The sequence below is a fragment of the Stenotrophomonas sp. YJH_SMC_127 genome (assembly GCF_059372445.1).
Genome location: NZ_JCAFVO010000007.1, coordinates 124,595 through 139,971, shown reverse-complemented (window position 1 = coordinate 139,971; position 15,377 = coordinate 124,595). Strand labels below are relative to the sequence as shown.

The following is a 15,377-nucleotide window of genomic DNA, read 5'->3' as shown; positions in this document are numbered from 1 at the left end:
CCACCGAGCGCCTAAACCTTTGACCCGCCCGCTGCATCCGATCCGCAACGCCCCGCTGGAATTCCACATGTCCCGCCCAATGCTCCGTGCCCTGCTCATGCTCATCAGTGCATTGCCCTTCGCCGCCGTTGCTGCCAGCCAGGACCAGGACCAGGCCAACGACCAGACCCGCCGCCTGATCCGCCAGATCATGCTGGAGCAGCGCATCCCCGGATTGCAGGTCGCGGTGGTCAAGGACGGGCAGATCGTGCTGTCCGAGGCCTACGGTCTGGCCAATGTCGAGAACGGTGTGCGTGCCTCGCGCGACACCCGCTTCCCGCTCAACTCGGCCACCAAGGCATTCACCGGCGTGGCGGCTGCGCAGCTGGCGCAGGAGGGACGACTGGATCTGGACGCGCCGGCCTCGCGTTACCTGGATGATCTTCCGCCAGCGTGGAGAGACGTGCGCGTACACCAGTTGCTGGCGCATGCCTCAGGCCTTCCGGACATCCTTGATGCGAACGGACTGCTGGGCGGTGGCTCCGAAGCACAGGCGTGGACGGCGGTGACAGCTCGGCCGCTGGAAGCGGCGCCCGGGCAGCGCTTCGCCTACAACCAGACCAACTATGTCCTGCTGGCACGGATCATCGCGCAGCAATCCGGTATGTCCTACGAACGTTTCCTGGCCACACGCCAGTTCAGCAGCGCGCGCATGGCCCGCACCACCTTCGGCGACAGCTACGACCTGATTCCGGATGCGGCGACGATGTACAGCCTGGCCCCGCGTGCCACCGATGCTGTGGATGCACCGTCCCGCCTGTCGCACTGGTTCTACGACATACCGCCTTCGCTCTGGGCCGGTGGCGGCATCCTCACCACCGCCGACGACACCGCGCGCTGGCTGGTCGCACTGACCGAAGGCCGTTTGCTGCCGGAGACGGCACTGCGGCGGATGTGGAGCGCAGAGCGCCTCGCTGATGGCCGCGCCGGCCCGTGGGCGGGTGGCTGGGCGGTACTGCGCGCATCGCCCGACCTTCAGGTGGCCGGTATCGGCGGTGCGCGCTCGGCCTTCGTGGTCTATCCCGAGCGCGGCGTGGCGGTCGTGGTGCTGACCAATCTTGTCGGTGCCAATCCGCAGCAGTTCATTCCGCGCATTGCCGACTTCTATGTGCGCGATGCCTCAACGCCCCGTCACGAACGGGTCGGCCTTGCACGGCAGCAACGGGCTGTCATCGCAGGGCCATAGCGCGGCGGGAACGGCCCTGGCCACTTCGAAGTGATCCTGGTTCCAGTGCAGGAAACCGCCGTGGATGGCATTGCCATGGTCGAAGCTGCGTGCATCGGCGGCCAGTGGCTGTTCGGGGTCGGCTTCGGCCACCCAGCGCAGCACTGGCACTTTGTCCAGCACGCCGATGAAGGCGAACAGATCGCCCGCGCCCTTTTCCTGGTAGGCCGTCATGGTCGCCGCATCGGGCAATCCGGCCTGCGCCAGGATGGATGCGGTGACATCCTGCAGCGGTGCGGCTCCCTGTGCGATGTAGGCGCGCATGCCCGTGGTGGTTGCCGGGCAGCCCTGCAGCTGCACCAGATAGGCGGTGGTACCGCCACTGCCGGAGAACGACCGCATCCAATAGCGGAAACGCGGCCCGCTGCGATCAGTAACCATCAAATCCTGCTGGCCATCCTGCGCGGGAATGGAGAGCACCTGCACCTTGCTGGCGCTCTCCACGTTGCACTTCAACTGCGCCAGCACCTGCCTGGCAGGTTCGGGCAGCGTAGCGTAGCGGCCGCCGGGATGGCCGCTGCCGGAAGCCTTCGGCAATGCGGGCAGTCCACGATCCGTGGGAAGGGTCTGCGCAGGCAGGGCCTCCGGTTTCGCGGCCGAGCTGGCAGTGGGCGCCACCGGCGCGACGCGCTCTCCAGCGGGCGCGCAGGCACTGCAGGCCAGCAGCAGCATCAATGGAACGCTCGGCGTCAACTGCGATCGGATCATCGATCAACGCCCTCCCATCGCCGGCGCGTCCTGCTGCTGTGCCGGCGCGGGCGCAGGTGCAGCCTGTTCGCGCGATTGCTGCTGCAGCTGGCGCAGGCTGGATTCCACCGCGGTCTCGCGCACCTCCGCCGCATTGACCCCTGCGCGCAGCGCCGCAGGATCGCCCGGGCTGCCCTGCACCAGGAACAGTGTCTCGCCAGCCGCACGGCCGGCGCTGGGATTGCTGGCCAAGATCTGGTCGACCCGGGTGATGCCCGCGGCCTTCGCTTCGCGCAGCATCACCAGGCTGTAGTCCTCGGCATGCTCGGCGTAGCGTCCGCCCAGGGCCTGCAGGCGCGTACTGATCTGCTGCTGCAGGGCATGATCGCGATGCTGCGGTTGACGGGGGTCATCGTTGGCCGCGAGCGGCACGTCCTGCCCCAATTCGCGCGTCTGGCCGGGTGCAACCGAGGTCAGCACGTACTGCCAGCGGTTCTGCCCAGGCGTGCCGCGCACCGTCGACACGAAGTCGTCATACTCGCCGCCACCGATGGTCTGGCAACCGGCCGAATCGGTGTTGGAATGGCTGCCACGATGGATCTTGAAGGTGTCGTTGAGGTCCTGCACGCCCTGGGTATCACGCGCATCGAACCAGCCATCGCCATTGCTGTCGCGCTCCACCCGTCCGGCGCCCGCAGTGATCGCGTCCTGCGAAGGACGCAGTGCGAACTCATCGGGATGGCCATTGCGCGGACGGGTGGTGGCGCGCATCTCGATGGTGCCCTCGCCCAGGCGCCCCAGATCCTTGACCCGGTCGCCGTTGACGTCCTCACCCTCGGTCTTGGTACGCGGCGCCACATTGCCAAAGCCCGGGCTGCGCGGCGCGGTCTTGGCATGTCCGTCGTACTGGGCGGTCGGCTCGGTCGTGGCCTGGTTGAACTCGCGCACGTGGCCGCGGCCCTGCGCATCCTTCCACAGCACCACGATGCGGTCATCGTAGACCCCACGTCCGCGCGCCTCGGTGGTGCGGTTCTCATCGCGCAACCCCAGCACCACGCGGTCCTGGGTTGCCATTGCATCGTTCGCTGCGATGTTGCCGCGCTGGGCCACGATGCTGCCATAAACGTCGTACTGCTGGGCCTGGCTCAATCCCGCTGTCTCGGCAGCATCGGGCATCCGCGGCGGGCGCGTCGCCTCGCCCAAGCGATCCAGCATCGGATTCACCGTAGCTGCATCCGCTGCGGCCACGCCCCCGTTCCGGCGCAAGCCCTCAAGCTCGGCGGCCGCACGCGCCGAGATATAGCGATCCAGCGATTCCTGCACCACTGCGCTCTGTCCGTCGTGCAGGGCCTGGAGGCGGGTGGCGGCAGCACGCGCATCGTTCCGCCGCAGCAGGGCGACGACCTCGTTGGCTGCGGCATTGATATCCATTTCGGGCATGGTCGGTCCTTGAACATGGTCGGTACAGGATCAGCCTACCAATCGCACGGTGTGGGGCCTTTGACAGGCCGCACACCTTCGCTGCCGCCGGATCCAGGCGGGAACCGACACGACTCAGCCGCGCGGCCCACCCATCACCGGCAGGATCGCCCCGCTGATGTAGCTTGCACAGACCGGCGAGGCCAGGAACACATACGCCGGTGACAGCTCTTCAGGCTGTGCAGGCCGGCCCATGTCGCTGTCCTTTCCGAACTCGGCGACATCCCCGGCCTGCTTGTCGGCCGGGTTCAGCGGCGTCCATACCGGCCCCGGCGCCACGCAGTTGACCCGGATGCCGCGCGGCAGCAGCTGGCTGGCCAGGGCCTTGGTGAACGCATGGATCGCGCCCTTGGTGGCCGAGTAGTCGATCAGCGCCTTGCTGCCGAAGAGTCCGGTTTCCGAGCCGGTGTTGATGATGCTGGCCCCCTCGCCCAGATGCGGCAGTACCGCACGCGCCATCTGGATGTAGCCGCCGATGTTGGTCTGCAGCGTCTCCTGCAGGTGCGCGTCTTCCAGATCCTCCAGCCGCTCGCAGTGCAGCTGGAACGCGGCGTTGTTGACCAGGATGTCGATGCCACCGAAGGCCTTGGCCACCTGCTTGACCGCCTTGTTGCAGAAGCGCGGGTCGCGCACGTCACCGGCGATCACCACACAGCGGCCACCTTCGCGCTCCACGTGCTGGCGGGTGATGTCGGCATCTTCGGCCTCGTCCAGGTGCAGGACCGCCACATCGGCGCCTTCGCGTGCGAACAGCACGGCCACAGCACGGCCGATGCCGGAATCACCGCCAGTGACGATCGCGCGCATGCCCTGCAGCTTGCCGCTGCCGGTGTAGTCCGGCGCGAGGAAGCGCGGTGCCAGCTCCAGTTCGTGTTCGTGCCCCGGCTTTGCCAGCTGCTGGGCCGGCATGGCCTCCGGCTGGCGGCGTGCGCCGGCCTGGGTCGCGGTCTTTTTCGTGGCCTTCTTGGCTGCGCGGGCGTCCTTGGCCTTTTCCTGGTCCTGCAGGCGCCGCTGCCGGGCGGCAACGCGGGCGGCGCGGGGATCACCGGCCGCCGCCTTGCGGGTTGCGGTCTTCACCACCCGCGGGCGAGCGGAGTCGGCAGCGGTCTGGGTCGCGGTGCTGCCCTTGCGCACCTTGGGTGAGGCTTTGCGGCGGGCGGGGGTCTTTCGGGTGGTGGCCATGCAGGTCTCCTCGGGGGCGGGAATGGGATTGCCGGCCAGCGGCCGGCACTACCGGGCGCATGCGCCGCAGTACCGGGGGCGGCATCCGCCGCGACTGCAGTGTCTCCACCCAGGCTGTTGGCGGGGGTGAGCGCACCGTATCCACGATGTGCACGGTGTTCATTCCGCCACCACGTGCGCCGTCGCACGCTGCACGCAACCACACCAAGGAACCCTTCCATGAAGCATGCCATCGCCACCGCCGCCGTCTGTCTCGCCCTCGCCGCCTGCAGCAGCACGCCGGTGGCCCAGGTGCAGCCGATCGACGGCGTGATTTCCGGCCAGTGCCACAGCGACAGGGTGCGTGGTGCGCTCGGCTTGGCCGCCTCCGCCGCAACCGTCGAGCGCGCGCGCGTGGACAGCGACAGCCTGCACGTGCAGGTGCTGCGCCATGACGGCCCGCGCGTGCCGCCGGCACACGAAGGCGGTGACCGCCTGACCATCGAGAAGGGCCGCACCAACAACATCACCGCGATCTATTGCGGCTGACGTCTGCGGCTGAGCCGGCGCGCCCTGCGCAGCACGCGCAGGGTGGCCTGCTCCCACTGGCGCGGCCCACGCAGGCCGGCCAGTTCCGCCAGTTCACCGCGCTCCCAGCCGGCGAACACGCAGGGGTCGATGTAGGCCTTGCGGCACACCGCAGGCGTATTGCCCAACTGGGTCGCCACCTTGCACACCACCTCACGCTGTACCTTGGCCAGCGCACGCTGGCTGGCCGGTTCGGGCAACTCGGTGGCCGCGAACGCTTGCACCGCGGCCAGGGTGCCGCCCCAGGTGCGGAAATCCTTGGCGGTGAATTCCTCGCCCATCACCTCGCGCAGGTAATCGTTGACCGCACCGGAGTCGACCGGCTGGATGGCACCGTCGTCGTCGCGATACTGGAACAACGCCTGGCCCGGCAACTGCTGCACGCCGCGCACCAGCGTGCCCAGCCGGCGGTCACCTACCGTCACTTCGTGCAGCTGCCCGGATTTGCCGCGGAAGCGCATCCGTACGCGCCCGCCGCGCAGCAGGTCGAGGTGCCGGTTGCGCAGCGTGGTCAGGCCAAAGGATCTGTTTTCCTTGGCATAGGACTCATTGCCTACCCGCACCAGGGTGTCGGCCAGCAGCGCGACCACGACCGCCAGCACCTTCTCGCGGGGGAAGCCGCTGTGCTTGAGATCGCGGCTGAGCCGGCGCCGCAGCGCGGGTAGTGCTTCACCAAAGGCGATCACCCGGTCGAACTTGCCGGCGTCGCGCACTGCGGCCCAATCAGCGTGGTAGCGGTACTGCTTGCGCCCGCGGGCATCGCGGCCGGTGGCCTGCAGATGGCCATTGGCGTGGGCGCAGATCCATACGGCGGTATAGGCCGGTGGAATCGCCAGCGCGCGGATGCGCTGCAGGGTGGCGGCATCGCGCACCGCATGGCCATCGGCATCGCGGTAGCTGAAGCCCTTGCCGGCGCGGCGCCGGCTGATGCCCGGCTGGGTGTCATCGACATAGCGCAGGCCCGCAGCGCGCGCGGCCTGTCGTTCGGGGGTAGAGGGTGTCGGCATGCGTGCAGTGTCGCTGCCGCGCTGCCGCGATCCTGTCGATAACACAAGACAAACACGTGAGGATCGGTTCGCCGCTATGCTCGGGCTTTCACAATCCCTTCCGGAGTCATGATGTCGTTCCCGATTCGCGCCCGTTCGCTCTCCGCCCTGCTGCTGCCGGCCGTGCTGGCCCTGACCGCCTGCCAGGCACCGGCGCTGGATGAACAGGATTCGGCCACGGCCCATGCCCAGCAGGCTGCCGAAGCCGCCAAGGCACCGGCCGACGAAGCCGGCAAGGCCACCGAGGCACCGCCGGTCGGCACCTGCGATGCCAGCCAGGTGCAGAGCCTGGTCGGCCAGGCCTACGCCGACGCGCTGGGCAAGCAGGCGCAGGAAGATGCCGGTGCCCACCAGCTGCGCGTCATGAAGCCCAACGACGTGGCCACGATGGAATTCCTCGGCGACCGCCTGAACATCGAAGTGGACGACAAGGGCCTGGTCAGCGGCGTGCGCTGCGGCTGAGGGCGACCCCGCGCCGGCACGGGGTTGCCGGCGCGTTCTGTTGCACCTGCAACCGTGTATTGCGGCGCTGCAGCAACCTGTGATCTAGTCGAGGCATCCGGTGGCCTCACGATGCGCTCCAGGGAATGAGCGGGGACGAGTGTCGCCGCCAACCCTATACGCATCGAGGTAGAGATGGCCCCCCGCAACCGCCAAGGGCTTTACGACCCGCGCTCCGAGCGCGATGCCTGTGGATTTGGCATGGTCGCCCAGCTCGACGATCAACCTTCGCGCCTGTTGGTTGATACCGCCATCGCCGCGCTTTCGCGCATGACCCACCGTGGCGGCGTCGCCGCCGATGGCCTGACCGGCGATGGCTGTGGCCTGCTGCTGCGCCGCCCCAATGCATTCCTGAAACTGCTGGCCAGCGAAGCCGGCATCACCACCGCCGCGCGCTTCGCTGCCGGCCTGGTGTTCCTGCCGCACGACAGCGAGGCCGCCGACGCCTGCCGTACCCAGCTGCAGGCGCAGGTGGAAGCGGTCGGCTGCAAGGTCGCCGGCTGGCGCGAGGTACCCACCGATGACAGCGTCTGCGGCCAGCTGGCGCGCGATACCCTGCCGCGCATCGAACAGGTGTTCGTCGATGCCGGTGTCGGCCAGGACGATGCCGGCTTCGCGCTGGCGCTGTTCCTGGCCCGTCGCCGCAGCGAGCAGCAGCTGCGCGATCACGCTGATTTCTACGTCACCACCCTCACCCCCGATGCGATCAGCTACAAGGGCATGGTGCTGCCGGACAAGCTCAGCCGCTTCTATCCCGACCTGCAGCGGCGCGAACTGGCCTCCAGCGCGATCGTGTTCCACCAGCGCTTCTCGACCAACACGCTGCCGCGCTGGCCGCTTGCCCACCCGTTCCGGATGCTCGCCCACAATGGCGAGATCAACACCATCGAAGGCAACCGCCGCTGGGCCCAGGCGCGCAGCAAGGTGTGGAAGACGCCGCGCTTCGACATCGCCGAATTCGACCCGGTGATCTCCATGCACGGCTCGGACTCGCAGAGCCTGGACAACATGCTGGAACTGATGGTCGCCGGTGGCATGGAGCTGATCCAGGCGCTGCGCATCCTGGTGCCGCCGGCCACCCAGTCGCTGGAGTTCAAGGACCCGGACCTGGCCGCGTTCTACGAGTTCCACGGCCTGAACAGCGAGCCGTGGGATGGCCCGGCCGGCATCGTTGCCTGCGACAGCCGCTACGCCGTCTGCACCCTCGACCGCAACGGCCTGCGCCCGGCACGCTGGATGCTGACCGCCGACCGCCACTTCCTGGTTGCCTCTGAAGCGGGCGTGTGGGAAGTGCCCACCGAGCGGGTGGTGCGCAAGGGCAAGCTCGGCCCCGGCGAAATGATCGCGATCGACCTCAAGCGCGGCGACCTGCTCGACTCCGATGCGGTCGACCGCATCAACCGCGGCCGCGCGCCCTACAAGCAGTGGCTGCAGCAGGGCGTGACCTACCTGCAGACCGAACTGATCGACCCGTCGCTGGTGGAAGAGCCGTTCGACGAAGCCACCCTGCGCAGCTACCACAAGCTGTACCAGCTCAGCAGCGAGGAAGTGGAGCAGGTACTGCGGCCGCTGGCCGAGACCGAGCAGGAAGCCACCGGCTCGATGGGCGACGACACGCCGATGGCGGTGCTGAGCCAGCGCAGCCGCCCGCTGTACGACTATTTCCGCCAGGCCTTCGCGCAGGTCACCAACCCGCCGATCGATCCGCTGCGCGAAGACTGCGCGATGTCCCTGTCCACCCAGCTCGGCAAGGAGACCAACATCTTCCATGCCGGTCCGGAGACGGTGAACCACGTCATCCTCAATTCGCCGGTGCTCAGCCAGCGCAAGCTGCGCCAGCTGCTGAAGATGGAGCAGTACGTGCAGGCCAACCGCCTGCTCGACCTGTCCTACAGCGAAGACGAGGGCCTGCGTGCCGGCATCGAGCGCATCTGCGCCGAGGCCGAACAGGCCGCGCGCGACGGCATGGTGATGCTGCTGCTGTCCGACCGCTACCCGGTGGCCGGGCGGCCGATGGTGCATGCGCTGCTGGCCACCAGCGCCATCCACCACCACCTCTCGCGGCTGGGCCTGCGCTGCGACGTGAATCTCATCGTCGAGACCGGCACCGCGCGCGATCCGCATCACATGGCCTGCCTGCTCGGCTTCGGCGCCACGGCGGTGTATCCGTACCTGGCCTACCAGACCCTGTTCGACCTGGGCCGCCGCGGCATCCTCAAGCTCAGCAAGGGCGGTGAGCAGTCGCAGATCGGCCGCCGCTACCGCAAGGGCGTCTACAAGGGGCTGTCGAAGATCATCTCGAAGATGGGCATCTGTACCGTGGCCAGCTACCGCGGCGCGCAGCTGTTCGAGATCATCGGCCTGGAACCGGAGGTCGTCGATCTGTGCTTCCCGGATACCGCCTCGCGCATCGGTGGCGCGGGTTTCGCGCGCCTGGATGCCGACGCGCGCGAGCTGTGCGCGCAGGCGTGGGACGCGCAGCAGGACGTGGATGTCGGCGGCCTGCTGAAGTACGTGCACGGCGGCGAGTACCACATGTACAACCCGGACGTGGTCACCACCCTGCAGCGCGCGGCGCGCAGCGGCGATCCGCGTGCCTGGCAGCAGTACTGCGATGCGGTGCATGCGCGCCCGCCCTCGGCACTGCGTGACCTGCTGGAACTGGTCCCTGCCGCCACGCCCGCACCGCTCGATGAGGTGGCCCCGGCCAGCGAACTGTTCCCGCGCTTCGATACCGCGGCGATCAGCCTCGGCGCCCTGTCACCGGAAGCGCATGAAGCGCTGGCGATTGCGATGAATCGCCTGGGTGGCCGCAGCAATTCCGGCGAAGGCGGTGAAGACCCCGCACGCTATGGCACCGCCAGGCGCAGCAAGATCAAGCAGGTGGCCTCCGGGCGCTTCGGCGTGACCGCCGAGTACCTGGTCAATGCCGAGGTGCTGCAGATCAAGGTCGCGCAGGGTGCCAAGCCCGGCGAGGGTGGCCAGCTGCCCGGGCACAAGGTCAACGAACTGATCGCGCGGCTGCGCTATGCGCGCCCGGGCATCGGTCTGATTTCGCCGCCGCCGCATCACGACATCTATTCGATCGAGGACCTGGCGCAGCTGATCTACGACCTCAAGCAGGTCAACCCGACCGCGCTGGTGTCGGTGAAGCTGGTCAGCCATGCCGGCGTCGGAACGATTGCGGCGGGCGTGGTCAAGGCCGGTGCGGATCTGATCACCATCTCCGGCCATGATGGCGGCACCGGTGCATCGCCGGTCAGCTCGATCCGCTATGCCGGCGTGCCGTGGGAGCTGGGCGTGGCCGAGGCGCACCAGGCGCTGCTCGCCAACGACCTGCGCGGCCGTACCCTGCTGCAGACCGATGGCGGCCTGAAGACCGGGCTGGACGTGGTCAAGGCCGCATTGCTGGGCGCCGACAGCTTCGGCTTCGGCACCGCGCCGATGATCGTGCTGGGCTGCAAGTACCTGCGCATCTGTCACCTCAACAACTGTGCCACCGGCGTGGCCACCCAGGACGAGCGCCTGCGCGAGAACCACTTCACCGGGCAGCCCGAGCGCGTGGAGAACTTCTTCCGGCTGCTGGCCGAGGAAGTGCGCGGCTGGCTGTCCTACCTGGGCGCGCGTTCGCTGGAAGAGATCGTCGGCCGTACCGACCTGCTGCGCCAGATCGAATCCGCGCCGCGCGACGGCGTGCGCGTGGACCTGTCGCGCCTGCTGGCCGACAGCCGCTACGAGGGCAGCCACTGCGCCGCGCAGCGCCTGTACGAATCGCCGGACAGCCTGGCCACGCAGATGGATGGCCTGCTGGCGCCGTCGATCCAGCACAAGCGCGGCGGCGAGCATCGCTTCCTGATCCACAACACCGACCGCAGCATCGGTACCCGCCTGGCGGGTGCGGTGGCACGCGCGCACGGCAACCAGGGCATGGCCGAGGCACCGCTGGAACTGCGCTTCCGTGGCAGCGCCGGGCAGAGCTTCGGCGCCTTCAATGTCGGTGGCCTGCACCTGGAGGTGGAAGGCGAAGCCAACGATTACGTCGGCAAGGGCATGGCTGGCGGCCGGCTGGTGGTGCGGCCGCCGCGTGGCGCGCGCTTCGAGGCACGCAGCACCGCCATCATCGGCAACACCTGCCTGTACGGTGCCACCGGCGGTGAGCTGTTCGCTGCCGGCCGCGCCGGCGAGCGCTTCGCGGTGCGCAATTCCGGCGCACTGGCCGTGGTCGAAGGTGCCGGTGACCACTGCTGCGAGTACATGACCGATGGCGTGGTGCTGGTGCTGGGCAAGGTCGGGCTGAACTTCGGCGCCGGCTTCACCGGCGGCCTGGCCTACGTACTGGACGTGGACCGTGATTTCGTCGACCGCTACAACCACGAGCTGATCGACATCCATCGCGTGTCCGCCGAAGGCTTCGAGAACTACCGCCAGCACCTGCACCGCCTGATCGGCCGCCATCGCGAGCTGACCGGCAGCATCTGGGCACAGCAGATCCTGGACGAGTTCCGCGATTACATCGGCAAGTTCTGGCTGGTCAAACCCAAGGCCGCCAGCATCGAGTCGCTGACCGAAACCCTGCGACGCGCCGCGTGATGTTTTCCGGTAGTGCCGGCCGCTGGCCGGCAACGTTCCCCCTCGCATTCCAGAGCCCGCCATGAGCCGCAAGCACGCCTTCCAGTTCCTCGACCTGCCCCGCACCATGCCGCAGCGCATCCCGGTGGAACTGCGCACGTCCGGCGACTGGGGCGAGCTGTACGGAAAATTCGGCAAGGAGGACGCCCAGTACCAGGCGGGCCGCTGCCTGGACTGCGGCAACCCGTACTGCAGCTGGAAGTGCCCGGTGCACAACGCCATTCCGCAGTGGCTGCAGCTGGTGCAGGAGAACCGCATCCACGAAGCCGCCACGCTGTGCCACAGCACCAACCCGCTGCCGGAGGTGTGCGGCCGGGTCTGCCCGCAGGATCGCCTATGCGAGGGCAGCTGCACGCTGGAAGAGTTCGGTGCGGTCACCATCGGTGCGGTGGAGAAGTACATCGTCGATACCGCGCTGGCCAGCGGCTGGCGCCCTGACCTGGGCGCGGTGCAGCCGACCGGCCGCAGCGTGGCGGTGATCGGGGCCGGTCCCGCGGGCCTGGCCTGCGCCGACCGCTTGGCCCGCGCCGGCATTGCCGCGGTGGTCTATGACCGCTACGAGCAGATCGGCGGCCTGCTGCAGTTCGGCATTCCCAGCTTCAAGCTGGACAAGGACGTGATCCACCGGCGCCGCGACGTGCTGGAGGGCATGGGCGTGCAGTTCCGCCTCGGCGTGGAGATCGGCCGCGACCTCAGCGTGCAGCAGCTGCTGGACACCCACGATGCGGTGTTCATCGGTACCGGCGCCTACCGCTACACCGATGGTGGCCTCGACGGCCAGGACCTGAAGGGCGTGCTGCCGGCGCTGCCGTTCCTGGTGCAGAACAGCCGCATCGTCGGCGGCGATGACCCGAAGGGCCGGCCGATTGCCGGCTGGGAAGACACCATCGCCCTGCCCGACCTCAACGGCAAGCGGGTGGTGGTGCTCGGTGGTGGCGATACCGGCATGGACTGCGTGCGCAGCGCGGTGCGCCTCGGCGCGGCCAAGGTCACCTGCGCCTACCGGCGCGACGAAGCCAACATGCCCGGCAGCGCTCGCGAAGTGGCCAATGCGCGCGAAGAGGGCGTGCGCTTCCTGTTCAACCGCCAACCGCTGTCGATCGAAGCCGGCGCCGACGATGAAGTGATCGGCGTGACCGTGGTCGAAACCCGGCTGGGCGAACCCGATGCCAATGGCCGCCAGAACGCCGTGCCGATCGAAGGCAGTGAATCCCTGCTGGAAGCGGACGTGGTGATCATCGCCTTCGGCTTCTCGCCGAGCGTGCCGGCGTGGCTGGCGGACCTGGGGGTGGAAGGCCAGCCCAACGGCCGCATCGTCGCCGGGGGCAAGGACCGCCTGCCGTTCCAGACCGCGCATCCACGCCTGTTCGCCGGTGGCGACGCGGTACGCGGTGCAGACCTGGTGGTGACCGCCGTGGCCGAAGGCCGCGACGCCGCTGCCAGCATCGTCCGCCTACTGGCGCACTGAGTCCGGCAACAGCAGCTCCTCCAGCAGCGCGCGCAGTTCGCACGGCGCCACCGGCTTGGCCAGGAAATGGTCGATGCCCGCATCACGGCAGGCCTCGCGTGTGCGTTCCAGCACACTGGCAGTCAGCGCGACGATCGGCACCTGCGCACGGATGGTGCAGGTATCGCCACGGATCGCCCGTGCCAGCGCGAAGCCGTCCATGTGCGGCATATGGCAGTCGGTGATGACCAGATCAAAGGGCTGCGCCTGCCAGGCCTCCCATGCCTGCTGGCCGTCGTCGCAGGCGTGTACCTGCAGCCCCAGCTCGCGCAGGCGCTGTACCAGCAACTGCAGGTTGGTCGGATGGTCTTCAACAACCAGTGCCCGCGCCGGCGGCAGCGGCCGTTGCACGGCCGTCGTGAGCACCGGTACCACCGTCGGTGCCGCACAGGCCGCCAGCACCAGTTCCAGCCATACGGTGGTTCCCTTGCCCGGCGCGCTGCGCAGGTGCAGCTGGCCCCCCATCGATGCCGCCAGCTCGCGGCAGATCGACAGGCCCAGCCCACTGCCACCAAAGCGGCGCGTGGTCGAGGTCTCGGCCTGCTCGTAGGCAGCGAATACCGCCTGTTGCCGCTCCATGCTGATGCCCACGCCCGTATCGGTCACCTGCAGGCGCAACCGCTGCCCGCCATCGCGCTGCTGCAGCACATGGGCCTGCAGCACCACGCTTCCCTGCAGAGTGAACTTGAGTGCATTACCGGCCAGGTTGAACAGGACCTGGCGCAGGCGCAGCCCATCGGCCAGCGACCACTGCTGCAGCATGGGGTCGATCTCGCTGTGCAGGTGCAGGCCGCGGCTGGCCGCGACGGGCATCAACAGCTGCTGCACCGCGCGCACCAGCGCCGCAAGATCGGTCGGCCGCAGCTGCAGTGGCGCTGGCTGCAGGCGCTGGCTGTGCAGCACATCGTCCAGGATCTGCCGCAGCATCTGCGCGGCATCACCCACGGTGGTCAGCACCTGCCGCTGGCCCGCATCCAGGTCACTGGCAGCCAATCGCTCCAGCATGCCCAGCAGGGTACTCATCGGCGTGCGGATCTGGTGGCTCATGGTCGCCAGGAAATGGCTCTTGGCCAGCGCCGCCTGCTCGGCCGCGCGGCGCGCCTCGGCCAGCGCTACTGCACGCGCCTGTGCTTCACTGACATCCAACCAGTAGCCGCTCCACTCCACGCTGCTGTCATCGCACTGCAGCGGTCGTCCCTGTGAGCGGACCCAGCGCCAGCCCTGCGCCGACCGGGTGCGGAACGTAACGTCGATGGGACCGCGCACCAGCGCGGCCGCTTCGATGCACGCCATCACCCGGCTGCGGTCGTCGGCATGCATCGCGGCCAGCAGTTGCAGATGGTCGATCCGCGCAGTCTCCACGCTTACGCCGAACAACGCCTGCACGTCACCGGCGATCTGCGCCAGGCTGTAGTGGCCGGTTGCCGAACGGCGGGCCTGGTAGACCACCGCCGGCAGGTTCGCGGTGACGTCGTGCAACCGCTGCTCCAGCACGCGGCGACGCACGCTCTCGCGATGCACGCGCCAGTAGCCGAAGGCATGCAGCAGCACGAGCGCGAGCAGGATCAGCGACGCCGGCACCAGCCAGCGCAGCGCCGAACCGGTGAGCCGCGCGCGTGGCCGGTCCGGCAGCCAGGCGCTGCGGCTCGACGCGCGATGTGCATCGCTCTCCTGCAGGAGCCGCTGGTCGAAAGCAGCGACCACCTCGGCACAGGCCGGCACGGCCGCGAGTACCAGTGCATCGCCGAAGCCCGCGGGTGCCGCGATCACCACAGCATCACCTGGCTCCGCGCGGAGCGCGGCCTCCAGTTCAGCGAGATTGGCGACCACGGCGTCGACCAGCCCGGCACGCAGCAGTGACAGCGCGTGGTCCAGCGGCGCAGGGGCCAGCAGCTGCGCCCCCGGGGCCTGCTCGGCCAGCAATGGCTCCAGCGGCAGCCGGTCCGGGCTGGCCACGCTGCGGCCACGCAGGCCCTCCAGCCCCAGCACCGCAGCGGCGCCCTCGCGCCGCACGATCACCTGCGGCACCTCCAGGTAGGCCCTGCTGGCCACCCAGCCTGTCGGCAGCTGTGCGCGCGGCCAGCCCAGCAGCACCTGGGTGCCGGCCGGCAGTGCTCCCTCGGTAAGTACCGTCGCAGGCAACGGCTTCGCATGCTGCGCCGCCTGCATGCCCAGCAGCGGCAGGTAATCCGCGGCCAGTCCCGCAACCTCGCCCTGCTGGCTGTATGACAGGGGCGGCCGGTCGGAGCGCCATGCCACCTGCAGGGGGCCCGTACAACCGGATGCAGCGGCGATGCCGGGCAGCAACAGCGATGCCATGACGGCGGCGACGGCGCGGCGGCCGGCGACATTCACGGTAGACGTCCTCATTTCGCGGGCAGGAACCACGGCCGCGCAGCGGTACCGCTGCCAGCCACGCTAGCGAGGCAGGCTTCCGCGACAATGAGAAAAATTGGAAAAGCATCCGCATCGGCGAATGCCGACATACACTGCCGCTTCTACCCGTCCTACGGAG

Annotated in this window: 10 protein-coding genes; 5 read left to right on the top strand and 5 right to left on the bottom strand. The window is 68.8% G+C overall.

Annotation, left to right across the window (positions count from 1 at the left end):
- The first annotated feature begins 97 nt into the window (after positions 1 to 97).
- The gene (locus AC5QAB_RS16220) at positions 98 to 1,225 is read left to right on the top strand and encodes a serine hydrolase domain-containing protein (protein WP_100450930.1); all 1,128 of its coding nucleotides are present in this window, start codon (positions 98 to 100) and stop codon (positions 1,223 to 1,225) included.
- Here the strand turns inward: AC5QAB_RS16220 and AC5QAB_RS16215 are convergent.
- From AC5QAB_RS16215 to AC5QAB_RS16205, 3 genes are all read right to left on the bottom strand, one after another.
- A complete protein-coding gene (locus tag AC5QAB_RS16215; RefSeq protein ID WP_197561597.1) occupies positions 1,160 to 1,972 on the bottom strand; it encodes a hypothetical protein in 813 nt (270 codons plus the stop codon). The two genes, AC5QAB_RS16220 and AC5QAB_RS16215, sit on opposite strands and share 66 nt — an antisense overlap.
- Before the next feature lie 3 nt (positions 1,973 to 1,975).
- On the bottom strand, positions 1,976 to 3,391 hold the full coding sequence (locus tag AC5QAB_RS16210) for an XVIPCD domain-containing protein (protein WP_197561596.1): 1,416 nt from the start codon (positions 3,389 to 3,391) through the stop codon (positions 1,976 to 1,978).
- Between the two features lie 114 nt (positions 3,392 to 3,505).
- Complete coding sequence (locus AC5QAB_RS16205; protein WP_197561595.1) at positions 3,506 to 4,612, bottom strand: SDR family oxidoreductase; 1,107 nt, start codon at positions 4,610 to 4,612, stop codon at positions 3,506 to 3,508.
- A gap of 219 nt (positions 4,613 to 4,831) precedes the next feature.
- Between AC5QAB_RS16205 and AC5QAB_RS16200 the strand changes: the two genes are divergently transcribed.
- Positions 4,832 to 5,140 (top strand): hypothetical protein, encoded by a 309-nt coding sequence (locus AC5QAB_RS16200; RefSeq protein WP_014645461.1) that lies wholly within the window; start codon positions 4,832 to 4,834, stop codon positions 5,138 to 5,140.
- On the opposite strand, the gene AC5QAB_RS16195 is transcribed toward AC5QAB_RS16200, so the two are convergent.
- Entirely contained in the window at positions 5,128 to 6,186 is a 1,059-nt protein-coding gene (locus AC5QAB_RS16195; protein ID WP_014645460.1) for a DNA topoisomerase IB, read from the bottom strand. The genes AC5QAB_RS16200 and AC5QAB_RS16195 overlap by 13 nt on opposite strands.
- Before the next feature lie 111 nt (positions 6,187 to 6,297).
- Here AC5QAB_RS16195 and AC5QAB_RS16190 point away from each other — a divergent pair, with 111 nt between their 5' ends.
- The 3 genes from AC5QAB_RS16190 (at position 6,298) to AC5QAB_RS16180 (ending at position 12,823) form a co-directional block, all read left to right on the top strand.
- Complete coding sequence (locus AC5QAB_RS16190) at positions 6,298 to 6,687, top strand: I78 family peptidase inhibitor (RefSeq protein WP_014035471.1); 390 nt, start codon at positions 6,298 to 6,300, stop codon at positions 6,685 to 6,687.
- Positions 6,688 to 6,861: 174 nt separating this feature from the next.
- Positions 6,862 to 11,316, top strand: a complete 4,455-nt coding sequence (gltB, locus tag AC5QAB_RS16185) for a glutamate synthase large subunit (protein ID WP_197561594.1) — start codon at positions 6,862 to 6,864, stop codon at positions 11,314 to 11,316.
- 61 nt (positions 11,317 to 11,377) lie between these two features.
- Positions 11,378 to 12,823, top strand: coding sequence for an FAD-dependent oxidoreductase (locus AC5QAB_RS16180; protein WP_032962391.1), 1,446 nt, complete (start codon positions 11,378 to 11,380; stop codon positions 12,821 to 12,823).
- On the opposite strand, the gene AC5QAB_RS16175 is transcribed toward AC5QAB_RS16180, so the two are convergent.
- The gene (locus AC5QAB_RS16175) at positions 12,809 to 15,217 is read right to left on the bottom strand and encodes an ATP-binding protein (protein ID WP_197561593.1); all 2,409 of its coding nucleotides are present in this window, start codon (positions 15,215 to 15,217) and stop codon (positions 12,809 to 12,811) included. The two genes, AC5QAB_RS16180 and AC5QAB_RS16175, sit on opposite strands and share 15 nt — an antisense overlap.
- Positions 15,218 to 15,377 lie beyond the last annotated feature (160 nt).

What these genes read in the sequence shown, in the direction of transcription:
- AC5QAB_RS16220 (WP_100450930.1), top strand. Translation starts at nt 98, where the DNA reads ATGCTCATCAGTGCATTGCCCTTCGCCGCCGTTGCTGCCAGCCAGGAC.
- AC5QAB_RS16215 (WP_197561597.1), bottom strand. Translation starts at nt 1,972, where the DNA reads ATGATCCGATCGCAGTTGACGCCGAGCGTTCCATTGATGCTGCTGCTG.
- AC5QAB_RS16210 (WP_197561596.1), bottom strand. Translation starts at nt 3,391, where the DNA reads ATGCCCGAAATGGATATCAATGCCGCAGCCAACGAGGTCGTCGCCCTG.
- AC5QAB_RS16205 (WP_197561595.1), bottom strand. Translation starts at nt 4,612, where the DNA reads ATGGCCACCACCCGAAAGACCCCCGCCCGCCGCAAAGCCTCACCCAAG.
- AC5QAB_RS16200 (WP_014645461.1), top strand. Translation starts at nt 4,832, where the DNA reads ATGAAGCATGCCATCGCCACCGCCGCCGTCTGTCTCGCCCTCGCCGCC.
- AC5QAB_RS16195 (WP_014645460.1), bottom strand. Translation starts at nt 6,186, where the DNA reads ATGCCGACACCCTCTACCCCCGAACGACAGGCCGCGCGCGCTGCGGGC.
- AC5QAB_RS16190 (WP_014035471.1), top strand. Translation starts at nt 6,298, where the DNA reads ATGTCGTTCCCGATTCGCGCCCGTTCGCTCTCCGCCCTGCTGCTGCCG.
- gltB (WP_197561594.1), top strand. Translation starts at nt 6,862, where the DNA reads ATGGCCCCCCGCAACCGCCAAGGGCTTTACGACCCGCGCTCCGAGCGC.
- AC5QAB_RS16180 (WP_032962391.1), top strand. Translation starts at nt 11,378, where the DNA reads ATGAGCCGCAAGCACGCCTTCCAGTTCCTCGACCTGCCCCGCACCATG.